The organism is Chryseobacterium indologenes (genome assembly GCA_016025055.1).
GTDB classification, from domain to species: domain Bacteria; phylum Bacteroidota; class Bacteroidia; order Flavobacteriales; family Weeksellaceae; genus Chryseobacterium; species Chryseobacterium indologenes.
Genome location: CP065590.1, coordinates 3,572,173 through 3,593,721 on the forward strand (window position 1 = coordinate 3,572,173; position 21,549 = coordinate 3,593,721).

The window sequence follows — 21,549 nt, forward strand, 5'->3', positions numbered from 1 at the left end:
TGTATAATTTGTATTGAATGGATTAATCTCCATGCATGAATTTCTGACGGTCCAGCAAAACTTCCTCAGTCTCCCGGTGATCAGGATCATCAATACAACAGTCTACGGGGCACACAGCTTTACATTGTGGCTCCTCATGAAAGCCTTTACATTCCGTACATTTTCCGGATACAATATAATAAACTTCATCTGAATACGCTTCCTGATAGGCGCCTGCGTCGGCTTCTGTTCCATCCGGAAAAGTCACTTTCCCTGAAAGCTTTGTTTTATCCTGCCAACGCCAGTCGATGGCACCTTCATAAATGGCTGAATTGGGACATTCGGGTTCACAGGCCCCGCAGTTGATGCAGTCATCAGTTATTTTAATAGCCATATTGTTTTAGTTTTTTTGGTTTGAAAAAGGGATTCCCTCAACATGGTTTCGGAAATCCCTGCTCAACTTAATTAAAGCAGTTCAAACAATTTATACATCATAAACTGTGCAAACTTTTATTTTAAATCTGTTAATCTGCTGGAATCTCTACCGCAAGTCCATCCATTTGGGCGGTCAGATAAATCTGGCAGGCTAATCTGCTGGTTGCCTGGGTGTTCAATAGCTCTGAAAGAAGGGCGTCTTCAATATCACTTTTTTCAGGCAGAGTTATCGTTTCACTTAGAATAAAACAATGGCAGGTCGCACACATGGCCATGCCACCGCACATGGCCTCCATAGGAAGTTCATAGGCTTTACAGATATCTTTAAGACTAAGTCCCATATCAAGTGGACAGATCAGGGTATGTTTGGTACCTTCCTGATCTGTCACGGTAATTGTAATATCTTCTTTCATAGGAATTAGTCAATAGTGGCTACTACCTGCTTTTCGGCCTGTTTTTTAGTGCCGTCAAAACCTTCAATACCGCTTACCGTAGTATATTTTAATATAAATTTTTTCCCCGGATTAAGACGTTGATAGATGCTTTGGCAGGCAATTGAAGCTTCATGGAATCCGCATAAGATCAACTTCATTTTATAAGGATATGTATTGATATCTCCCACAGCATACACCCCCGGAATATTGGTTTGAAAATCTGTGCTGTTATCTACTTTTATAGCATTTTTTTCTAGTTCCAGTCCCCAATCGGCAAGTGGCCCGAGTTTAGGAACCAGCCCAAATAAAGGAATGAAATAATCTGTTTCTATAGTTTGAAGTACACCTTCTTTTTCAACAATAATCTTCTCCAGGCGGTCGTTTCCTTCAAGGGCAATGACTTCCGCTGGGGTAATCAGGTTGATTTTTCCTTCCTGTTTTAGCTTTTTCACCTTTTCAACTGAATCCAATGCCCCTCTGAATTCATTTCTCCTATGGATCAAAGTCAGTGAAGAGGTTATTTCAGCAAGATGCACCGTCCAATCCAGCGCCGAATCGCCACCACCGGCTATGACGACTTGTTTTCCCGTATAGTCTTCAGGATGTTTTACAAAATAGTTAACTTCACCATCCTCGAAATGGGCAATGTTTTCAATAGGAGGTTTTTTAGGTTCAAAACTTCCGAGACCTCCGGCAATAATAACTGCTTTAGCTCTGTATTTGGTTCCTTTATCTGTAATGACTTCAAAGAGGTTTTCCTCTAATTTAAGAAGATGGATGGCGGTTTCGTTAAACGTAAAGCCCGGTTCAAACTGCCTGATCTGCTCATAAAGATTGTCTATAAGCTCTCCTGCAAGAATACTTGGAAATCCGGGAATATCAAAAATGGGCTTCTTCGGATATAATTCTGATAACTGGCCTCCCATCTGCGGCAATGCATCAATAATATGGCACCGCATTTTGAGAAGGCCGGCTTCAAATACCGTAAATAACCCTGCAGGGCCGGCACCAATGATCAGTATATCTGTTTCTATCATGTTATGATTGATTTATAATGGTTTTTTCAATTTTTTTTGTTGTGGCAATGTTGATTAATTTATCAAACTTACCGGAGTAGAGCTCTGAAATTTCTGTAGGTTGCTCACCATCAAATAAAGCCGATCTCACAATAGGTACACTGAAAGGAAGTGGCCATGCCCGCAATGATTTGGCAATGGCGTCCATCGCATTGATTCCCTGCATGGCCTGCAACCCGTCAGCCCAACACACCAATCCTACAGTTTTGTCTGTAAGATAGGGCTCATACCTGTTGGCCGTGACCTCCAGCCAATCCAGACAGTTTTTCATCACCCCCGGAATGCTTCCGTGGTAGAGTGGTGCCAGCCAGATATGCAGATCAGCGTCCGTAAACATCTGGGTCATACGCTCTACGGCTAAAGGAGTTTTGGTAAGTGTCACATCGAATAACGGAATTCCGGAATCGGCAAGGGTAAAAATATCAGTGCGGATACCCGCTGTTGTAAGACGTTCAGCAAAGTAGCCGGAGATAAATCCCGAGGTAGACTCAGCTCTTCTTTCCAGTGATCCGTTGAATATGATTGCTTTCATTATATTATTGTTTGAAAATTACTTTGGGTAAACCTATTTCTCCATACATCAGGGTCTTGACCAACGGTTTCAGAAGCCCCGCTGCCAATAAGTAAAGAGCGGGATCATGACTTGCCTGTGCCCTGATCACTACTTTCTGATTTTTATAGCATCTCAGATCTGCATAGGTAAGGCGACGTTTCCATAAGTCTAGTAGTATGTTTTCTGCGTTATTTAAGTCAACATGCACAGCATAAGGGGATAATTTTTCCATGAGGAGCATATAAGCCCATGGCGGGATAATGGCATCGGTAGAGCAAACAATTCCTACTGCTTTATCTTTGTACACGGAAAAATCCACCGCGGCAATAGATTCTTTAAAATCCTTCTCCTTCACAATCATTCCCATAAAAAGATGGTCCTTGATATCCAGTTCTACAATTTCTGTAGTAGGCTTATAGTCTAAAAGGTCAAGGGCAATAATGCCTGAAGCTTTTGCTTTATTAATGAACGTTTCCTGATTCATCATAATTTAATCAATGTTTTTATCTGATTTTTGAAAGAGCTTCTTCATAATTTCTTTCCACTACAGACCAGTCCAGAACCGACCAGAAAGAATCTAAGTAATCTGCTCTTTTATTTTGGTAAGCCAGATAATAAGCGTGTTCCCAAACATCGATTCCAAGGATAGGAAAACCTCTGTTCATCGTAAGAACATCCATCATAGGATTGTCCTGGTTAGGAGTTGAACTAATGGCAATCGAACCGTTGAATTTGACAAACAACCAAACCCATCCGGAACCAAATTGTCCCAGGCCTGCCTTTTTCATTTCCGCTTTTAGATTTTCAAGGCTTCCAAAAGTAGTGTTGATAGCATCATGTAATTGACCTTCAGGGGTCAGTTTAGGTTGTGGCGATAAAATTTCCCAGAATAATGAGTGGTTAAAGTGACCACCTCCGTTATTTCTCACAGCCGGACTGTATTCGCTTATTCTTTGCAGTAATGAATCCAGGTCAGGATTAGTCTCATTGGTTTGTTCCAATGCTGCATTCAGGTTATCAACGTAAGCCTGATGATGTCGCTGATGATGAATGGTCATTGTATTTTGATCAATAAACGGTTCCAGTGCATCATAAGCGTAAGGTAATTGTGGTAGTGTAAACGGTTTCATTCTGTTTATTTTTTTGATTAATATGTGACAAAGGTAATAATATATTCGAATAAAACAACTTTTTAGTTGTTTTATTTAATTTGATTTTCATTGCTTTAATGTGTTGTATATTAATGTTTTATCAGTTTATTATTGAGATTATAGAAAATGACTATATTTGTTGTTGGAAAATAAAACAACTAAATAATTGTCAAATGAAGAGACCTGCAGCAGACCGTATTCTGATGTTTATCAAGATGAGAGGAGAAGTGACGTCACTTGCCATCTCTGAAGAGCTGTCTATTACCAAGGAGGGCGCAAGAAAGCATTTACTGAATCTGGCTCAGGAAGGGTTGATTGAATCTTCTGTGAAAAGCGAAGGAGTAGGGCGGCCTTCCACGTATTACAGTCTTACTGAAAAGGGAATATCTCAGTTTCCGGATAGTCATGCAGAAGTTACCGTTCAGTTGTTAAAATCGGTAAAAAATCTTTTGGGAGAAAATGCATTGGACTTATTAATCACTGATCGGGAAAAGAATACTTATGAGCGGTATGAACAAGCACTTTCCAAAGCAAAATCTATAGAAGAGCGTCTTGAAGGCTTGGCCCAGGCCCGCAGTAAAGAAGGGTACATGGCGGAATGGAAAAAAGAAGGTGAAGAATATTTTCTTATCGAAAATCATTGTCCGATATGTGCTGCAGCAACCGAATGCCAGGGATTTTGTCGTGCTGAACTATCAAATTTTCAGTCTTTGATAGGAAAAGATTATAAAGTGGAAAGGGTAGACCATATTATCTCGGGAGGGCAAAGGTGTGTTTATAAAATCACACAATAATCCATTATTTGCAGCTTTTATCATTCATAATATACCTGTAATTTAAATATATATAGAAAAATTTCCAACAATCAGGTAAACAAATTGTTTTCTCTTAAACAACTATATTGACGAAGTATAACTTCGGATATAAAATCAACTTTATTTTAATCATATTTTAAGACAAACTAATAAATAAAATACGACAAGTTCTGTCGTTCCCTAGTAATACTTTTGCCAAAAAGTAATTTGCTTTGAAAACCTCATTATTGCGTGATAAAATTCATGTTAATTCACCGTAATATGAGCTTTTTAATGTGTTAAAAAATGTTAAATTAGCAGACGGAAATAACAATTAAAATTTCACACGGGAATGAAGAAACTTTATCTCGGCGCATCTGTAGTATGCGCATTCTTACGGGTGTCTGCCCAGGAAGTTCTCTGGCAGAAAGACATCAGGTCTTCCACTCAGGATTTTCTCAGCCAGGTCACTACGACAATTGACCAGCAGTATCTTATCACAGGCAGTTCTATCCGGTCAGCAAGCACGAAGCTAGAGGCTGGAAAACAACAGAATAACGGTTACGATTTCCATGCAGTCAAACTCAACCAACAGGGCGAGCAGGCTTGGGAAAAATATTTCTCAGGATCAAATCACGATTATCTATCCTCTACAGTAACCACTCAGGATGGTGGTTTTCTCTTGGCCGGAACTTCTTATTCCGGGAAAGGATTGGACAAAAAGATGATTCCAAAGGCGGTTCAGATATCTGGCTGATCCGAATCAATGAATTCGGAGATGAATTATGGCAGAAAACGCTTGGAACCTCGGCGGATGAAGAAGCCAGGGCAGTTATTCAGACTACCGATTTAGGATTTTTTGTAGCCGGAAATGTACAAAATTCATCAAAAGGATATGGCTCCAAAGATGTCCTGATCACCCGATTGGACAAAGACGGAAAAGAATTGTCACAATTGATTGTAGGGGGCAAAGGTCTGGATGAAGTTGAGAAGATGATTCCGACCAGGGATGGAGGAGCGTTACTGGGAATATATTCTAGGAGTTCTGAGATTCGTGATACAAGGTCTACCACTTCAGGTCTGAATAATAAAACCCCAAATTCCGAATCCCGTTACTCAAAATCCAGCAGCAATTTCGGTGAAGGTGACTATTGGATTGTAAAGCTCGATAAAAACGGAAAAGTAGAATGGGAAAAGAACTTCGGTGGAAAAGGAGATGATCATATCAGAACGCTGGCTCTTACTGCTACAGGTTTTGTTATCGGTGGAGAATCAAGATCCGAAAGATCCGGAAACAAATCTGTAGGGATTGAAGAAGGCACAGATCTATGGTTGATTGCTGTAAACGAAAGAGGTGATGAAGAGTGGCAAAGATCCTACAACTTCAAAAACCGGGATATCCTGATGGGAATGAATGTGATGTTGAAGAGCCAAGAATCAAGATCCAAGAATCAAGATGTTACCACAGGAATTTTACTTGGTGGTTATACCCAGGCGGAAGGAAGAGTTCAAAAGGACGATGAAACCTTCTGGATGCTCTATCTGGACGGAAACGGCAATGAACAGTGGAGAAAACACGTAAGCGGAGAATCGAGACAAAAAGAAGAGCGACTTTCAGACTTGAAACTGAACAGAGACGGCTCTATCATCCTTGCCGGAACCAGTGCCAAAGAACTAGGTAAGGAAAACTGGAAAATTGTAAAGCTGGGAGATAAACAGATAGACCAGCTGATTCCAAAATATGATATTAAAATCTATCCGAATCCTGTTTCAGACTATGCTTATGTAGAAATTGGTTTTGATTTCAAAGAAACGGAGATAGTGTTGTACGATATGAGCGGAAGACAGCTTCAGAGTTTGAAAACAAAGAATAAAGTAACCAAAATCAACACGCAGGCTTTGGTGCAGGGAGCTTATCTGGTGACCATAAAAACGGATACGAATAAAACGGCGAATGCTAAACTAATAAAAAAATAACTAATAATAATGAAAAAAATATATATACTAATTTTATTTTTATTTTGGATAAAAAATTTTTCCCAAAATAAGCCAATTCCATATACGCCAAATGTACAATCACCTGAAGCTTCGAGTATAGGGAAATTTGTAGACTATCCAGTGAATGTTTCTACAGGAATTCCAAAAATTGAAGTTCCTCTTTATGAAGTTACAAGTGGGGATTTAAGATTACCAATAAATCTTTCATATCATGCTAGTGGCATAAAGGTAAATCAAGAAGAATCCAATGTTGGCCTGGGCTGGACTTTAAATGCAGGAGGAGCCATTATCAGAAATGTTAAAGATGTTCCTGACGATTACAGTAATTTAGGTTTTTTATTTACAGGAAATAGCATCCCTCTTTTTAATGATATTGATAACTCTTCGGGGCCAGTTGGCATTACTGGAAATAATGATCTTTTGAAAAGTTATTATGGATATCTTAACTACATGTCAAATCATAAAGATACTTCTTCTGACATGTATACAATTAGTACAAATGTAGGAATTTCAGGTGAGTTCTACATTGATAATAACTTAAAATTTGTTAGTGCTGAATTTGATCCAATAAATATTGATGCTAATTTACAACTTAATAAAATAGCTATCAAAAATAATAAAGGTGTGCTTTATCGATTTGGACAAAGCTTCACAAATGAGGATGCATTTGATAAAATTAATAGTTATAGCGTTTCAATAGATGAAAGTGGTATGGATAATACACTATACTACTTGCCCTATACTTCTGCATGGTATTTAACAGAAATAATTTCTGCTGATCGTTCAGATACAATTCAAATTAAATATAAAAAAAATGGTAATTTTTCAACAATGTCTTTAGTTGAAAAACGTGCATATACAGGTACGGTGATAGGTGTCCCTGAAGAGCATAAAAATACATTTAATAAAATGGTCTCAAGTTATAGAATTGATAAAATTATTACTAAAGATGGACTAGTGCAATTTGATTACGCATTTGATAGACAAGATTGGGCAGGTACAGCCAATGATCCGAGTAATCCTCCCAGATTAATTGGCTTAACCATAAAAACAAAAAATGAAAAGATTATAAAGAAAATAGTTCTGGATAATAATGATTATTTTAATCGTTTTGGATCTAGTTTATTGTATACGCAGCACTTAGATCAACCAATTCCTGCTCATCATTTAAAGAGTTTGAAATTAAATGGAGTTCAATTTATGGATAAAAACAATACTTTAATTGATAAATATGGATTTGAATATAATCAAACTCAACTTCCGAGTAAAAATTCAGGCTCAATTGATTTTTGGGGATATTATAATGGGAAAAATAATAATACACTTTTACCAACTACAAATCTAACAGTAGGATTCACTCCAGACTCTTTTTCATATCAAAAGAGAGACACTGATATTAACTTCATGAAGGCTGGCACACTTACTAAAGTTATCTATCCAACAGGGGGCTTTACTAATTATGAATATGAGCCTAATTATTTCTTGTCTTCGAAGCAAGAGCAAGGGCAACAACTTTTGAATAAATCTTACAGTGTCTACGCTCTTAAAAGTAATGCAAAGTGTTCAGAGGATGTCAATTCACTAGTGACACAACCTCAGATTACTAAGGAATTTACCATAACAGATACTACAACAGGACCCATTAGTTTTAACGTTTATTTTTCCGATTATTATGGAGGTCCAACACCTCCTAAAGTTATTGTTAAGGTCGATGGATGGCAGAAGATTTTAACTCATGGTCCTACAGGATCAAATACATCACATTCGGAGTCTTTCTCATTTCCAGTTAACTACGGATCAGTAGTAAGAATAGAAGCATATATAAATTCAGCTACTGAACCATCAATGGGATCACCTTGTAAAAGTCCTTTCATTAATGTAGAAGCTAAGTACCAATATTATGGACAGGTACTTCCCGAAACAATTGTTCCCAAGCAAGCAGGTGGCTTACGAGTTAAAGCTATTTCTAGTTATGATAACAATAGTTCATTAGTTTTGAGGAAAAGCTATGAATATGGATCAAAAAAAATAGGAGCAAATAACATTGGAATTGGAAAAATTTTAGCTAACCCATATGAACTTGAAAACTATTATTCGAATTATCAATTAAAACCTGTTCCTGGTTCGAATGGATGTGTTACAGACCATGTCGAAACAACCTGGTTATTTGCTAATCCGTTAGTTGAAATGGGTACCAATAATGGAAACCCTGTTTATTATGATCAAGTAAATGAGTATATTGAATCAATAAATGGTAACATAAAAAATTTAGGAAAAACAGAATACTTTTATTCTTCTCAAGGAATTGATGTTTTAACATCTGCCGATTACTTTAGAAGATATAATACTTTGATTTTTCCATTTTGGAAGAAAAGTAATTTAACGAAAAAAGTTGAATATAAATTAGAAAACAACCAATATAATCCAGTTTATTCTGAGGAATATATTTACAATGATCTTATAGTAAGCAAAATTCGTACATTAAATATTTTTGAGAAAGATTCTGAGTATTCGACTGCAATATGCGATGCCGGGCATATAATAGGTTATCATGGAAACAATCCAAACAGGTTTGTTTATTTCAATGATTATATCTCTGTTGGAAGAAGAGTATTAGATACTAAAATAATAAAACAATATTTATATAATAGTAACTCTCCACAGCCTATAACAACGATAGCCAAATATGAATATAGCAATCCACAACATTATCAACTGACAAAGGAAATACAAACTTATTCAGATAACAAAATAAATGAAACCAATATTTCTTATAGTTATGAAAAAAACAACCAAAAGCTGATCAATGCTAATATGGTGGCTATTCCTTTGGAAAAAACAATAGTAAAAAAACAAAATGCGGGCGATCCGGGAAAAATTATTTCAAAAACAGAAACAAGATATGATAATTCTTCAATGCTGCTTCCTACTTCTGTATTGTCATATGATCTTTTGAATCCAGATAGCTCTACAGCAGAAGTTACTTACGATCAATACGACTCCAAAGGCAACCTCCAGCAATACACCACCAAAGATGGCATTTCCACTGTAATCATCTGGGGATACAATCAAACCCAGCCTATTGCTAAAATAGAAAATGCAAAATTAGCAGATATCGGGCAATCTTTTATCACGGCTATTGTCAATGCGTCCAATACGGATGCAGTAGCAGGAGCTAACAACAATGAAACAGACTTATTAAATGCCTTTAATACATTCAGAGGACAGCTATCGGGTTATAAGATTACTACATACAGTTATGACCCCCTGATTGGAGTTAGAAGTATCACTCCTCCGTCAGGCATCAGGGAGGTCTATGTTTATGATGCTGCCAACAGGCTCAAAGAAATCAGAGAAAACAACCAGACCGGCAATTTATTAAAAGAATTTAAATACAACTACAAACAATAAAAACAGAAATTATGAAAAAAACATGTTTAACAATCGCATTACTATTAGCTTCTATCACTTACGCACAGGAAATAGCCTTTGATAAATTATTCAGCAATTCAGATGCTGCCAACTATTCTATAGGACACTATCCTGTATCCGGCACTGATGGGCTGAAAATTAGATGGTATGGGGGGATAAGGCTGGAAACGGAATCCGGGACAGGAATTCAGATCATGAAAGATGGAAATGTAGGAATTGGAACGAATGATCCACAGTCCCATTTGGAAGTGGCTAATGTTAATGGGGGTAAAATCACCATATCTACCAAAGGATCGAGTGCTTCTTCAGCTAACCCCAAATATCCAACCCTGGAGTTTGCAGGATATCAGAATTCTCTTAAAGCGAGAATTACCGCGACTGAAGAAACCGGAAATAAATACGGATCAAAATTTTCCATTTTAGTCAATGATAACACTGGTGCGACCAATCTGGTGGAAAGACTTTCCATCATACAGGATGGAAAAGTGGGAATCGGAACCTCTGCACCCGTCGAGAGGCTTGACGTTTCCGGAAATATTATCACCGGGGCCAGCAGTTCTACAGAAGGGATTAATGCTTTTGCGATACGATATGAAGATGGTTCATTAAGCAACTGGGGAGCCTTGCGAAGCTCGGCCTCTACCTATATGAGTTTTGGAGTTAAAGCCAATCCATCCAATTTAGGTTGGTTATCCAGTAATGGAACCTTAAACTTTGTAAAAGCCGCTGTTACTTTAGACAATGAAGGATTTAAATTCATAGCCTCTCCTGCTCAGCAAATCCCATTGAATTCCCCTGTAAACATGACTGAACTTTTGAAAATTTCTACGAACGGTAATGCTTCATTAATAGGAAAACTGGAAGCCAAAGAAATTAAAATCACCCATACCCCAACTGCTGATTTTGTCTTTGAAAGCACCTATGATCTTCCTAAATTAGAAGAGGTAGAGAAACACATCAAAGAGAAAAAACATTTACCGGAAATTGCCTCTGCCAAAACCATGGAAAAAGAAGGGGTAAATATCGGAAGCTTCCAGATTCAGCTATTACAAAAAGTAGAAGAACTGACATTGTACAGTATTGATCAGAACAAACAACTGAAACAACTAAAAAGTCAGAACGAAAACCAACAACAAAGAATTGAGCAGCTGGAAGCAGAAAATACGGAACTTAAACAATTACACCAGGAAGTAGAACAACTGAAAAAGCAATTTCTTACCCTTAAATCCACCCACTAATCACCATGAATAAAAAAATAGGCATAATCCTCTTATTGGCGGGAACGGTGATGCACTATGGGCAGATTGTTCTCAATGTCCCACCGGCTCCCAATACGGAGGTATCGAATCCCCAGAGCATACGCCTGCTTCCGGGATTCACGTTTAGCTCCAGCAATGGGACGTTCAGGGGATATCTGGGAGCTCCGGATAACTCAGGAAACAATCCCTATGTTCCTGTGGTGGTAGACCCGTCTACCAATATCGCGAACACTGAAAATTATATTTATACCCGGCAATACCTTGCTCCTACCACAACTTTAAATCCTTCACTCCCACAGATACAGGGGATACAGTTTTTTGACGGGTTGGGAAGACCCAAACAGACTATAAGTATCAAATCTACCCCTGCCGGGAAAGATCTGGTAACCACCATTCCTTATGACAGTTTCGGTCGTCAGGTAGATTCGTGGCTTCCGGTACCGATGGCTTCTCAAAACGGGAATATCCAGACAGGAGTGGAAGGCAGTGCCACTGCTTATTATCAGGCCAATGGGATTAATGATGCTTTCCCTTTTACCCATAAAAATCTGGAAAATTCTCCTCTTGACAGGGTTTTAAACGTTAAAAATCCGGGTTCCGACTGGCAAAATAAGCCGGTAAATTTTGGCTACGATGCCAATACCGTGGCAGATGGGGTAAGAAAATTTACCACCACAACGACCTGGGTGGAAGGAGCCACAAAATCTGATTTGGGAGAAAACTGGCTGTATACCGACGGGCAGCTTTATAAAAATACGGTCACTGATGAAGACGGCAACAAAACTATAGAGTTTAAAAATGGTCAGGGACAAACCATTATGGTGAAAAAAGAAGATGGCAGCAGCACTTATTATGTGTATAATGAATACGACCAGCTTGCCTTTGTGTTGCCTCCATTAGCCGGTATAAGGGGAGATATTGTGACCAATACGACCAAACATGATGAACTCTGCTATCAATACCGTTACGACGGAAGAGGAAGGCTGGTAGAAAAGAAACTTCCGGGAAAAGGCTGGGAGTATATGGTCTATGATAAACAGGACAGACTGGTAGGTACTCAGGATGCGAATTTAAAAGTAAAAGGTCAATGGATCTATACCAAATACGACCAGTTCGGAAGGGTGGCCATTATCGGCATCAGTACGGGAAGTGGCAGAGTAACGGAGCAGTCATTGGCAGATCTTCAGGGATCTAATTTTGTTACACGGCTTTCTACTCCTCTTTTCAACAGACAGGGAATGGATGTGTACTACGGTAATCCCGAAGGAACGTATCCAAAATCTCCAACCTGGGTCACTCTGTTATCTTTGAATTATTATGATTCTTATCCGGGATATAGTTTCAATCCTCCTTTTCCATCCACGATCCAGGGAGTGCCAACGTTAACTGCAACACCTTCTTCAGACGGACGAAGCACCAACGGACTTCCTCTTGTCAGCCTGGTGAAGAATATTGAAGATGATAACTGGACGAAGAACTTTACCTATTACGATCAGAAAGGAAGAGCCATAGGAGGTTATTCCATCAATCATTTAGGCGGATATACCAAAACAGAAAGTCTGCTGAAATTCTCAGGAAAACCTGAGTATACTCTTACTTTCCACAAAAGGACTCAAAACGATGCTGAAATCAACATCAAAGAATCTTTTGAATATGACCATCAGGAAAGGGTGGTAAGACACTGGCACCAGGTGAACGGAGCAAATAAGGAACTTCTTGCAGAGAATGTATACAACGAATTGGGACAACTCCAGACCAAAAATGTAGGAAACACCACCGGCAGCCCGCTGCAAAGTGTAAACTACCAATACAACATACGGGGCTGGATGACCAAAATCAATGATCCGGGTAACCTGCTTAATAAGCTTTTTGCCTATGAGCTGAGATACAACAACCCGAATTCCCAATACAGCGGAACAGCCAGATACAACGGAAACATCTCCCAGACCACATGGATCACCCAAAACGATGCGGTGTTAAGGAATTATTCTTACCAGTATGATGGACTGAACCGGCTGATAGAAGGACGTTTATGGGATGCCATGAACCTGGACAGAGGAGAATACACGGAAAATCTGACCTACGATCTCAATGGGAATATAGGCACTCTAAAACGAAAAGGAAGACAATTCCCGGGATACACAGCTCCGGAAAATATGGATGATCTGGCCTATGTTTACTCAGGAAACCGATTAACCAAAGTGGATGATCTGTCTCTAAACCCTTCAGGATATCCTATCGGAGGTAAAGCCTTTGGGTATGATGGCAACGGAAATATGACCGTGCAGGAAGATAAGGGCCTTAGCATTGCTTATAACTACCTGAACCTGCCTCAAAATATTGTTTCCTCACAAGGTAACACCTCATATCTTTACAGTGCTGATGGAACCAAAGTGAAAAAGACAGCAGGAAGCAAGGTCGTAGATTACCTGAACGGTTTCCAATATGAGAATAGTACATTACAATTCTTCCCGACTTCAGAAGGCTACTTTGATGTTGTGAAAAATAAGTATATTTACAACTATACAGATCATCTGGGAAATGTACGTTTAAGTTACATGAACAGCGGATCTGGAGTAGAGATCATTGAGGAAAGCAATTATTACCCGTTTGGGTTAAAGCATGAAGGGTATAATACTTCGGTTGGAAATGCTGCGTATCAGTACAAGTACAATGGCAAGGAGTTACAAGAGACTGGGATGTATGATTATGGAGCAAGGTTTTATATGCCGGATATTGGAAGATGGGGGGGGGGTAGACCCTAAAGCAGAATTAATGCGCCGTTGGTCGCCGTACAATTATGCATTTGATAATCCTATACGATTTATAGATCCAGATGGAAGAGCTCCTCTTGATGATCACTTTAATAAATATGGTCGTTATATTGGAAAAGATAGTAAAAAAACGAACAATGTTATTATTCACACTAATAGTTCTGCAACAAAGCTTGCTCAATTAAATGGTGACAAAGGAGTTAAATTATCACAATTAGACTATAGTAGTAAAGGAACGACTAGAGCAGTATCAAATGTATTAGCATATTATGCTGGACAAAAAGGATTTTCAGGGTATTATGGTGTAAGTGGAAAGATTAAAGGCGCGGATACTGGAGCTATTATATCCAGAGCTACCGGAACTGTATATTATAACATCAAACATTTACAAAAAGGAAGTTATGATAATTTGTATAATCTAAGAAATACTTTAGATCATGAAGCTGGAGCCGGCGGACATAAAAATGAAAACCCAAATGGGAAATATACATATCTTGACCATGCAAAAGTTTATTTAGGACAAGCTAAAACTTCAGATTATGGAAATTCTACTGAAAATAATCAGAATTCTGTTGCTTTTGGTTTTGCACAAAGGTTATGGAATGCTTATAAAAGAGATGAAGTAACGTGGCAAGGTATGGATCCATATATTTCAGATTTTAATAACAATAATAAAGGAGGTGTATCTATATCTACCATTGGAGGATATGAAGGGGAGCCAATGGAGGTAGTTATACAAAACGGAACGAAACAATTTAAACAGCAACCAGTAGAACTAATGAAAAATCCAAATGATTAAAATTGTAATATATATATTTATTATAACATTTTTGGCAAGTTGTTCAAGCTCGAGTGATAAAATAAAAACTGTTATTTTGTATAATGACAGTATAGGTTATTGGAATTATGAGTGGCCAAGAGATAGAGCTGAATTTTATGGGTTTACTTTCAAGCTTTCAAAAGATGGTAAACTGTCAAAATACTCTTATTCTAAAGTTAAGAATAAAAGGTGGTTGTTTTCTGATGAAGGTATTGATCAAAGATTAAAATGGGGTATTGCTGATGATTCTATATTCACATTGATGAATTACAACTCGCAAATTAAGGTTGTAAAATACAATAAAGATACGATTTGGCTTTATGATAAAAAAAATAAGGAAAAGTCTATGCTAATTAAAGTTAAAGGAGAATTGAATATAGAGTATTAAATATGTTAATATGTCATAGCTACCAAAATTAGGTATTGTGCTTATGTGCTAGTATTTTAAGTGATTAGTTGGGAGTAGCGAAGGTGTTCTTTAAAATCGCACGCTGCCACGCGAAAGGATTCACGCGGCATTTTATTAGTAATTTTTTTAGACTAGCTCATTTTTATATCTTTATCTAAAACATATCGTGATGAGTAGAAATTATAAATTCCATAATCCGGAAGAACTATATTTTGTAAGCTTTGCTGTAGTAGGTTGGCTTGATGTATTTATTAATGAATATAAAGAGCTTTTGTTGGAAAGTATAAGATTTTGCCAAAAACAAGAGATTTAGAAATTCATGCCTGGTAGATCATGTCCAGTCATGTACATTAGTTATCAGTCAGAAGATTAATTATATCCATCAAAAACCCGGTTGAAGCAGGTTTAGTTTTTCGTGCAGAAGCTTATAAATATAGCAGTGCGGTTGCTATATTAACAAGACCTAGATTTTAAATCTAATATTTTAAATTTAATAAATATGAAAAAAAAGTATAAGTTTAATTTTATTACCTTTTTTATTTTCTTGCCAAAATATTAGTAATGAAGATATATATGGAAAATATTCACCCATATCATACAAGAATACATGTGACACTTTAACGATTAACAGGGATGGGGTTTATAACAGAGTAATTTACAATATAAAAGGAAAGAAATTGTTGAATTACAATTCGAAATATAAATTAAAAGGTAACACAATAGAGTTTAATGATTTTTATTTAAATTTTGATAAAGATTTAATTGCCTTTCCAGAAGATGTGAGGGATACTGATATGACCTATACTACTTTTTTTGAGAAAAAAGATTAGTAAAAAGCAAAGTTAAGCAAAACGATTAAATCCGTTGCTATACAATGTTTTATAAAGAAGTAGTCTTTATTTGGAACTCGGTGTCTGATAGGTTTTGGGTTTGAAATGACAAAGTTAAGTTACTAATTCGTTACCGATTAATAGAGGTTCCTTATTAGTTTAAACGGTTATATTTCAGTGTTTTGCACTTATTTTTATATTTCCTTGTAACTCAATGTAAATTAATTTTAAACATTAAACATTTGAGTTATGACGCAGACAAAAAAATCAACGTTCAAACTGCTTTTCTACTTGAAAAAGAACGAACTAAAAAAAATGGTAATGCTCCAATTATGGCACGTATTACCATTGACGGAACACCTAAAACTTTTGGGACAAAGTTAGAAATTGACCCTAGCAATTGGGATCTAAAATATGGAAGAGTTGAGGGCAAAAGCGCAACAGCTTTAAATATTAATAAAAAGTTGGATAACATACGTGGGCGTATCGACAAAATTTATGAAGATATGCTGAAACACGAGGGCTTTGCTACTTCCCAAAAAGTAAAGCTCTCATTCTTGGGTGTTGGTGTAATGGATGATGCAATTCTAAAAGTCTTTAACGATAAAAATGAGGATTTTAAAAAATTGGTTGACAAGGAAGAACGTTCACAAAGCACCTACAACAAGTACATCACGGTTTATAATCATCTTACCACTTTTATCAAAGAACGCTATCATCGTGATGATATGGCCTTTCGGGAATTGACTGGAGATTTTATTAGGGAATTCGATTTTTATCTTCGGTACGATTTACAATCTACACATAATACGGTTTGGGTTTACACGATGCCCGTACTAAGTCTGGTAGAATTGGCTATAAAAAAAGGTTTGATACGTGATAATCCGTTTCAAGATTATGAAATTAATATGGAAGAAACCGACAGGGGTTATATTCTTAAAGAAGATGTAGAAAAACTGATGATGTGTGCACCGCCCCACCCACGGTATGAGCTTGTAAAAGATCTTTTTATTTTCAGTTGTTTTACCGGACTTGCTTATGCGGATATTAAAAAACTAACAAGGAACAATATTCAGTCTTTCTTCGATGGCCATCAATGGATCATCAGCAGAAGAAAAAAATCAGATATTGCTTCTAATGTTCGGTTAATGGAAATCCCAAAACGTATCATAGAAAAATACCTCGGTAGCACTCGTAATGAGTTTATCTTTCCAGTTCCAACCAATGTAACCTGCAATACTCACATTGGCAAATTAATTGAAAAAGCTAAAATTATTACAGAACAAAAAGTAACTTTTCACACCGCAAGACACACATTTGGAACGATGTTTTTGACAGAAGGTGTTCCCCTTGAAAGCCTTAGTAAAATGATGGGGCATAAAAATATTTCTACTACACAGATTTATGCTAAAATTACCAGCCAAAAGATTAGTAAGGATATGGATTTGGTAGCTCCTAAATTTAAGGAGATTGAAGAAGCGTTTTTACAGGTTATATAGTTAATCACAATTTGATAATTACGAGCAGAACTTAACGGTTCTGCTTTTTTTATGCCCATATTTTATAGCCAAAGCACATTTACTTCGCTCTGCTATTCCCTTTCTGTAAAAGAGCTTTTCGGCTACTTCTGGAACAGAAGATTAAAAAATGTTGCCATCTACGCCTCCCACACAAATACAATTTTTTAATCCTCTATTAGTGTGGCTTTGATAGCCCCACCGCTTTAAAAAAGTGTTTTAAAAATTCAGCGAATTGGAAGTGTTATTTCAATTCACTGTAAACCATTTCTCAATGCCATCTTCTTAGCTTCCACATTCATTTTTATCCAAAGACCCGTATGCTTTTTGTCCCATTTCAAGAGCAAAGGTATTTCCGTGTTCTTAACGCATCACAAAGGTCAAGCAAGTTTGGAAAATAATCTCCACCCGTTGGGTAGTATTTTTTCCAAAACCTTGGTGATGCTAAACACGAACCTTTTATGCTCGTGAAACGAAACATAGCATACTCCGGCTCTTTAAACGAATAAAAAAATGTCAGATACGAAAATTAAAAACATTGGAAATGGTAATGAAACGAAACAGCACCTCCTCTCATTGCCGAATAAATCTAAAAAAATCAAAATCAATAACTAAAAATTAAAGAATATGAACATCACAGGAAGACTGACAAGGGATGCGGAAGTACGCACAACGTCACAGGACAAACAAGTAGTAAATTTTTCAGTAGCGACCAACGACAGCTACCGTAACAAGCAAGGCGAACGCATAGAGCAAACAACCTATTTCGACTGCTCCTATTGGATAACCCCGAATGTAGCCAAGCTACTCACAAAAGGCACTTTGGTAGAACTATCGGGACGAGTAAGTACAAGAGCGTGGACAGGTAATGATGGAGAGCCAAGAGCAGGTCTGAATTTCCACACCTCACAAATCAAATTGCACGGAGGTAGTAAGAGAACCGAAAGCGTACAAGCTACTGCACAAACAGGAAACAACAGTACAGCAGGAAAAGGTACAGAAGACGACCTTCCATTTTAATCAAGAACATTCAATCCATTTTTTATATCAAAATTTTAAACATTATGGCACATAATATCAATTTCAACGAGAGAACAGGACGTTATTCATTTTTCAGCGTTCAGCAAAAAGCGTGGCACGGTTTAGGGCAAATCGTGGAGCAATACCCAACAAGCGAGGAAGCTATCAAACACGCAGGATTAGATTACGAAGTCGTAAAATCCCCACTATTTACCAAAGGTTCGGGCATTATCGAAACCACCAACGGTATAGAGATAGGCAGTAGCGAATTGGAAGTACCTAACTATTTCGCCAACATACGCACCGATAACAATGCCGTATTGGGCGTAGTCGGTAAGGATTACCATATCGTACAAAACCGTGAAGCCTTTAATTTCTTTGATGCTATTGTAGGCGGTGACGAGGGCATTCTGTACGAAACCGCAGGAGCAATAGGCAACGGAGAACGCATTTTTATTACAGCCAAATTGCCCGATTATATTCGTGTAGGCAATGGCGATGATGTTACAGAAAAGTACATTTTCCTTACCACTTCGCACGATGGTAGCGGAAGCATCACAGCCGCATTTACGCCTATCCGTATTGTTTGCCAAAACACGCTGAATGCATCTTTACGCAGTATGACCAATGTTGTTCGTATCAAACACACTTCGGGAGCAAAACAACGTATCGAGAACGCTCACAAGATTATGGGACTTGCCAACACATTAAGCAATCAATTGGAGAGTATTTTCAACGAATGGGCAAAAGTAAAGGTAACGGACCAAGAGGTTAAAAAGCTAATCCAATTGGCACTTTGCCCGAATAAGGAAACGCTTGACCTTATCAAAAAGGTGCAGAAGATGAAATTTCCACCGTGTTCAAAAACACCGTTGAAGATGCTTTTGCATACGCAATGATAAGCGACACCCAACAAATGGATACGACAAAAGGAACATTGTTCGGAGCTTATAATGCGGTTACAGGTTACTATCAGAACGTAAGAAATTACAAGAATGATGAAGCCAAGTTGCAGAGCATTGTATTGGGTGGCACTGCTCAACTCAAATCACAGAAAGCATTTGAATTGTGTAATGGTTTTGCTTTAGATGGTGCAGAAATCCTAAACCTTAATTAAATAACAACAGGCTACCGCTTTAATCGGTGGTAGCCTACTAAAAACAAAAGTTATGGCAAATTGGTGCAGTAATACAGTTGTATTCGAGGGGAAACCCGAAACAATCACAGCAATACAGGAACTTTTTCAATCAATGAAGGAAAAGGAAGAAAAAACCGAAGAAGGGCAACTACCCGAATTTATTTCTAAAAATAATGGTGGTTATTTCTTCAATATCTATTGGAATGAAGGCGATGAAGGGCAATTTCAGTATGAAACAAAATGGTCGCCCAATATAGAAGTAATTCAAAAGATAGCGGAACATTACGAAGTGAACTTTACACAGGATTATGAAGAAATGGGCAATCTTATATATGGTAGGGCAACATTTTATGACAAGCTACTCACAGATATTTATTTGGAAGACGAAGATTTTGAACAATACGGGTTTGATGAAGAAACGGACACCTACCATTTCGAAGGAGAAATTTACGAAAGTGATTACGAGATATTGGAAACCTTGTTGGAACGAAAAATCAAAAATCAGCAACCTTAAAATCTACCGCAATGGAAATAGTAACAATAATAGCCACAAAGTTTGTACGCCACGATGTACCCGAATTGGCAACCCTGCAAAATGCAAAGGTTTACTTATTAAGGGAAAAACTGAACAAAGGCGAAAAATTGAACCGAGCCGAAAAAAATTGGCTTGCAGAAGCAGTAAACCGAAACGCCTATTTCAAAAGAGCTGTACCGCTTATGGGTTATCGCTTTGGATTTGAGGATGTTTTAAAATCCTATATCGTAAAGCAGTACGGTAGTTGGGCAGAATACAACGCTCCCGATAAAACAAGTCTTAGAAGTATCATTTATGGCAGGATTGACCAAATAGCGGAAATCAGCAAATAACACTTAAAGCCAAGTACGATGAAAATCATAGATAAAAAAGGGAATTGGATTGAAGTTACCGACCTCATAAAAGCTATTCAACAAACAGGTTGGTATAAAGAATATCAGCACCACCCACCAACAGAAACAGACAAGGAAAGACAGGAATATTGGGCAGATATGCACGAGAAACTTAAAAAAGAAAAAAGTAATAACAATTAAAATTTAAGAACGATGAACACCAATTTTTTCAATCAGATACAGCAGTTGGACTTTACAGGAGTATTACAACTGAACATTTCAAAAGGAATAGAAAGCAACCTAATTGTAACAGTATTGCTCAATAACGAACAATGCGGAGATAGTGCAAAAAATCTAATTCCACCATTGACCTTTAACGCCACACCCCAGGAGTTTGACGAGGGATTTTTTGAGCAGATAACCACACCTATACAAAAGGTATCGGGCTTAATGGTGGATATGGAGAAATTTCAAAAGCAACTTGATGAAGCCAAAGCACAATCGGCAATCGAGAAAGCAAAAACCGAAAAAGAGAAAAAAGAAAAAGAAGTCAAAGACAAGAAGTTTAAAGATGCAATGGCAAAGGCGGACGAGTTGGAGAAAGAGGGCAAATTCCGTGAAGCGTGGATAAAAGTTCCCGATATAACGGAGTTTCCCGAAAAAGCAGACGAGATACGCAAACGCAAAATAGCATTATCCGACAAATTCGCAACACCGAGCCTTTTCGGAGCAATGGACGAAGCAAAACCCGAACCACCAATAGAGCAAGAAATTACTGCCGATTATCCTATTGATGAAACAGACGAAGATGAAAAGAATAGTAATCATTAAAACAGAACATTATGTTATTAGCAACGCAATTAGAAAGAGTTTTTATACTCAAAGATAAAGGACAGGACATAAGACTGACCGACCCCGAACCACGTTGGAGCGTGGAAGCCGTAATGAATTTTTACGCCAATATGTACCCGATTTTGACTACGGCAAAAGCATCTGCACCGCAGATAAAAGACGATGCAGTCGAGTACAAATTTGAGAGCGTAATGGGAACGAAAGGTTAAAC

General features: G+C 37.6%; 18 protein-coding genes and 4 pseudogenes. 16 read left to right on the top strand and 6 right to left on the bottom strand.

Annotation, left to right across the window (positions count from 1 at the left end; genetic code table 11):
- Positions 1 to 22: 22 nt before the first annotated feature.
- The 6 genes from H3Z85_16410 to H3Z85_16435 form a co-directional block, all read right to left on the bottom strand.
- Positions 23 to 373, bottom strand: a complete 351-nt coding sequence (locus H3Z85_16410) for a 4Fe-4S dicluster domain-containing protein (protein ID QPQ50941.1) — start codon at positions 371 to 373, stop codon at positions 23 to 25.
- Between the two features lie 130 nt (positions 374 to 503).
- On the bottom strand, positions 504 to 827 hold the full coding sequence (locus H3Z85_16415; protein ID QPQ50942.1) for a 2Fe-2S iron-sulfur cluster binding domain-containing protein: 324 nt from the start codon (positions 825 to 827) through the stop codon (positions 504 to 506).
- Positions 828 to 832: 5 nt separating this feature from the next.
- The gene (locus H3Z85_16420; protein QPQ50943.1) at positions 833 to 1,885 is read right to left on the bottom strand and encodes an NAD(P)/FAD-dependent oxidoreductase; all 1,053 of its coding nucleotides are present in this window, start codon (positions 1,883 to 1,885) and stop codon (positions 833 to 835) included.
- A gap of 1 nt (position 1,886) precedes the next feature.
- Complete coding sequence (locus H3Z85_16425; protein QPQ50944.1) at positions 1,887 to 2,456, bottom strand: NAD(P)H-dependent oxidoreductase; 570 nt, start codon at positions 2,454 to 2,456, stop codon at positions 1,887 to 1,889.
- Positions 2,457 to 2,460: 4 nt separating this feature from the next.
- A complete protein-coding gene (locus tag H3Z85_16430) occupies positions 2,461 to 2,961 on the bottom strand; it encodes a DUF2480 family protein (GenBank protein QPQ53927.1) in 501 nt (166 codons plus the stop codon).
- Positions 2,962 to 2,980: 19 nt separating this feature from the next.
- On the bottom strand, positions 2,981 to 3,607 hold the full coding sequence (locus H3Z85_16435; GenBank protein QPQ50945.1) for a superoxide dismutase: 627 nt from the start codon (positions 3,605 to 3,607) through the stop codon (positions 2,981 to 2,983).
- 194 nt (positions 3,608 to 3,801) lie between these two features.
- Between H3Z85_16435 and H3Z85_16440 the strand changes: the two genes are divergently transcribed.
- The 16 genes and pseudogenes from H3Z85_16440 (at position 3,802) to H3Z85_16515 (ending at position 21,547) form a co-directional block, all read left to right on the top strand.
- Entirely contained in the window at positions 3,802 to 4,422 is a 621-nt protein-coding gene (locus H3Z85_16440) for a transcriptional regulator (protein ID QPQ50946.1), read from the top strand.
- 352 nt (positions 4,423 to 4,774) lie between these two features.
- Positions 4,775 to 6,399 (top strand): annotated as a pseudogene (locus tag H3Z85_16445) (T9SS type A sorting domain-containing protein).
- A 9-nt stretch (positions 6,400 to 6,408) separates the two neighbouring features.
- Entirely contained in the window at positions 6,409 to 9,831 is a 3,423-nt protein-coding gene (locus H3Z85_16450; GenBank protein QPQ50947.1) for a hypothetical protein, read from the top strand.
- 857 nt (positions 9,832 to 10,688) lie between these two features.
- Positions 10,689 to 11,012, top strand: a pseudogene (locus H3Z85_16455) (hypothetical protein).
- Between the two features lie 83 nt (positions 11,013 to 11,095).
- Positions 11,096 to 13,876 (top strand): RHS repeat-associated core domain-containing protein, encoded by a 2,781-nt coding sequence (locus H3Z85_16460; protein QPQ50948.1) that lies wholly within the window; start codon positions 11,096 to 11,098, stop codon positions 13,874 to 13,876.
- On the top strand, positions 13,848 to 14,684 hold the full coding sequence (locus tag H3Z85_16465; GenBank protein ID QPQ50949.1) for a hypothetical protein: 837 nt from the start codon (positions 13,848 to 13,850) through the stop codon (positions 14,682 to 14,684). Before H3Z85_16460 ends, H3Z85_16465 begins: the two co-directional genes overlap by 29 nt.
- On the top strand, positions 14,677 to 15,093 hold the full coding sequence (locus tag H3Z85_16470) for a hypothetical protein (GenBank protein ID QPQ50950.1): 417 nt from the start codon (positions 14,677 to 14,679) through the stop codon (positions 15,091 to 15,093). The genes H3Z85_16465 and H3Z85_16470 overlap by 8 nt, the downstream gene beginning before the upstream one ends.
- 190 nt (positions 15,094 to 15,283) lie before the next feature.
- Positions 15,284 to 15,427, top strand: a complete 144-nt coding sequence (locus H3Z85_16475) for a hypothetical protein (protein ID QPQ50951.1) — start codon at positions 15,284 to 15,286, stop codon at positions 15,425 to 15,427.
- Positions 15,428 to 16,193: 766 nt separating this feature from the next.
- Positions 16,194 to 17,443: pseudogene (locus H3Z85_16480) on the top strand (site-specific integrase).
- Positions 17,444 to 18,088: 645 nt separating this feature from the next.
- A complete protein-coding gene (locus H3Z85_16485; protein QPQ50952.1) occupies positions 18,089 to 18,481 on the top strand; it encodes a single-stranded DNA-binding protein in 393 nt (130 codons plus the stop codon).
- Positions 18,482 to 18,525: 44 nt separating this feature from the next.
- Positions 18,526 to 19,598 (top strand): annotated as a pseudogene (locus H3Z85_16490) (DUF945 domain-containing protein).
- Between the two features lie 52 nt (positions 19,599 to 19,650).
- Positions 19,651 to 20,133 carry a hypothetical protein gene (locus H3Z85_16495; protein QPQ50953.1) on the top strand — a complete coding sequence of 161 codons (483 nt, stop codon included), beginning with the start codon at positions 19,651 to 19,653 and terminating at the stop codon, positions 20,131 to 20,133.
- Positions 20,134 to 20,144: 11 nt separating this feature from the next.
- Positions 20,145 to 20,486, top strand: coding sequence for a molybdenum ABC transporter ATP-binding protein (locus H3Z85_16500; protein ID QPQ50954.1), 342 nt, complete (start codon positions 20,145 to 20,147; stop codon positions 20,484 to 20,486).
- A gap of 18 nt (positions 20,487 to 20,504) precedes the next feature.
- Entirely contained in the window at positions 20,505 to 20,687 is a 183-nt protein-coding gene (locus tag H3Z85_16505) for a 3-isopropylmalate dehydratase (GenBank protein QPQ50955.1), read from the top strand.
- A gap of 12 nt (positions 20,688 to 20,699) precedes the next feature.
- Positions 20,700 to 21,317 carry a PRTRC system protein E gene (locus H3Z85_16510; protein QPQ50956.1) on the top strand — a complete coding sequence of 206 codons (618 nt, stop codon included), beginning with the start codon at positions 20,700 to 20,702 and terminating at the stop codon, positions 21,315 to 21,317.
- 11 nt (positions 21,318 to 21,328) lie between these two features.
- Positions 21,329 to 21,547: a PRTRC system protein C gene (locus tag H3Z85_16515; protein ID QPQ50957.1), complete on the top strand. Its 219-nt coding sequence runs from the start codon at positions 21,329 to 21,331 to the stop codon at positions 21,545 to 21,547.
- The last annotated feature ends 2 nt before the right edge of the window (positions 21,548 to 21,549 follow it).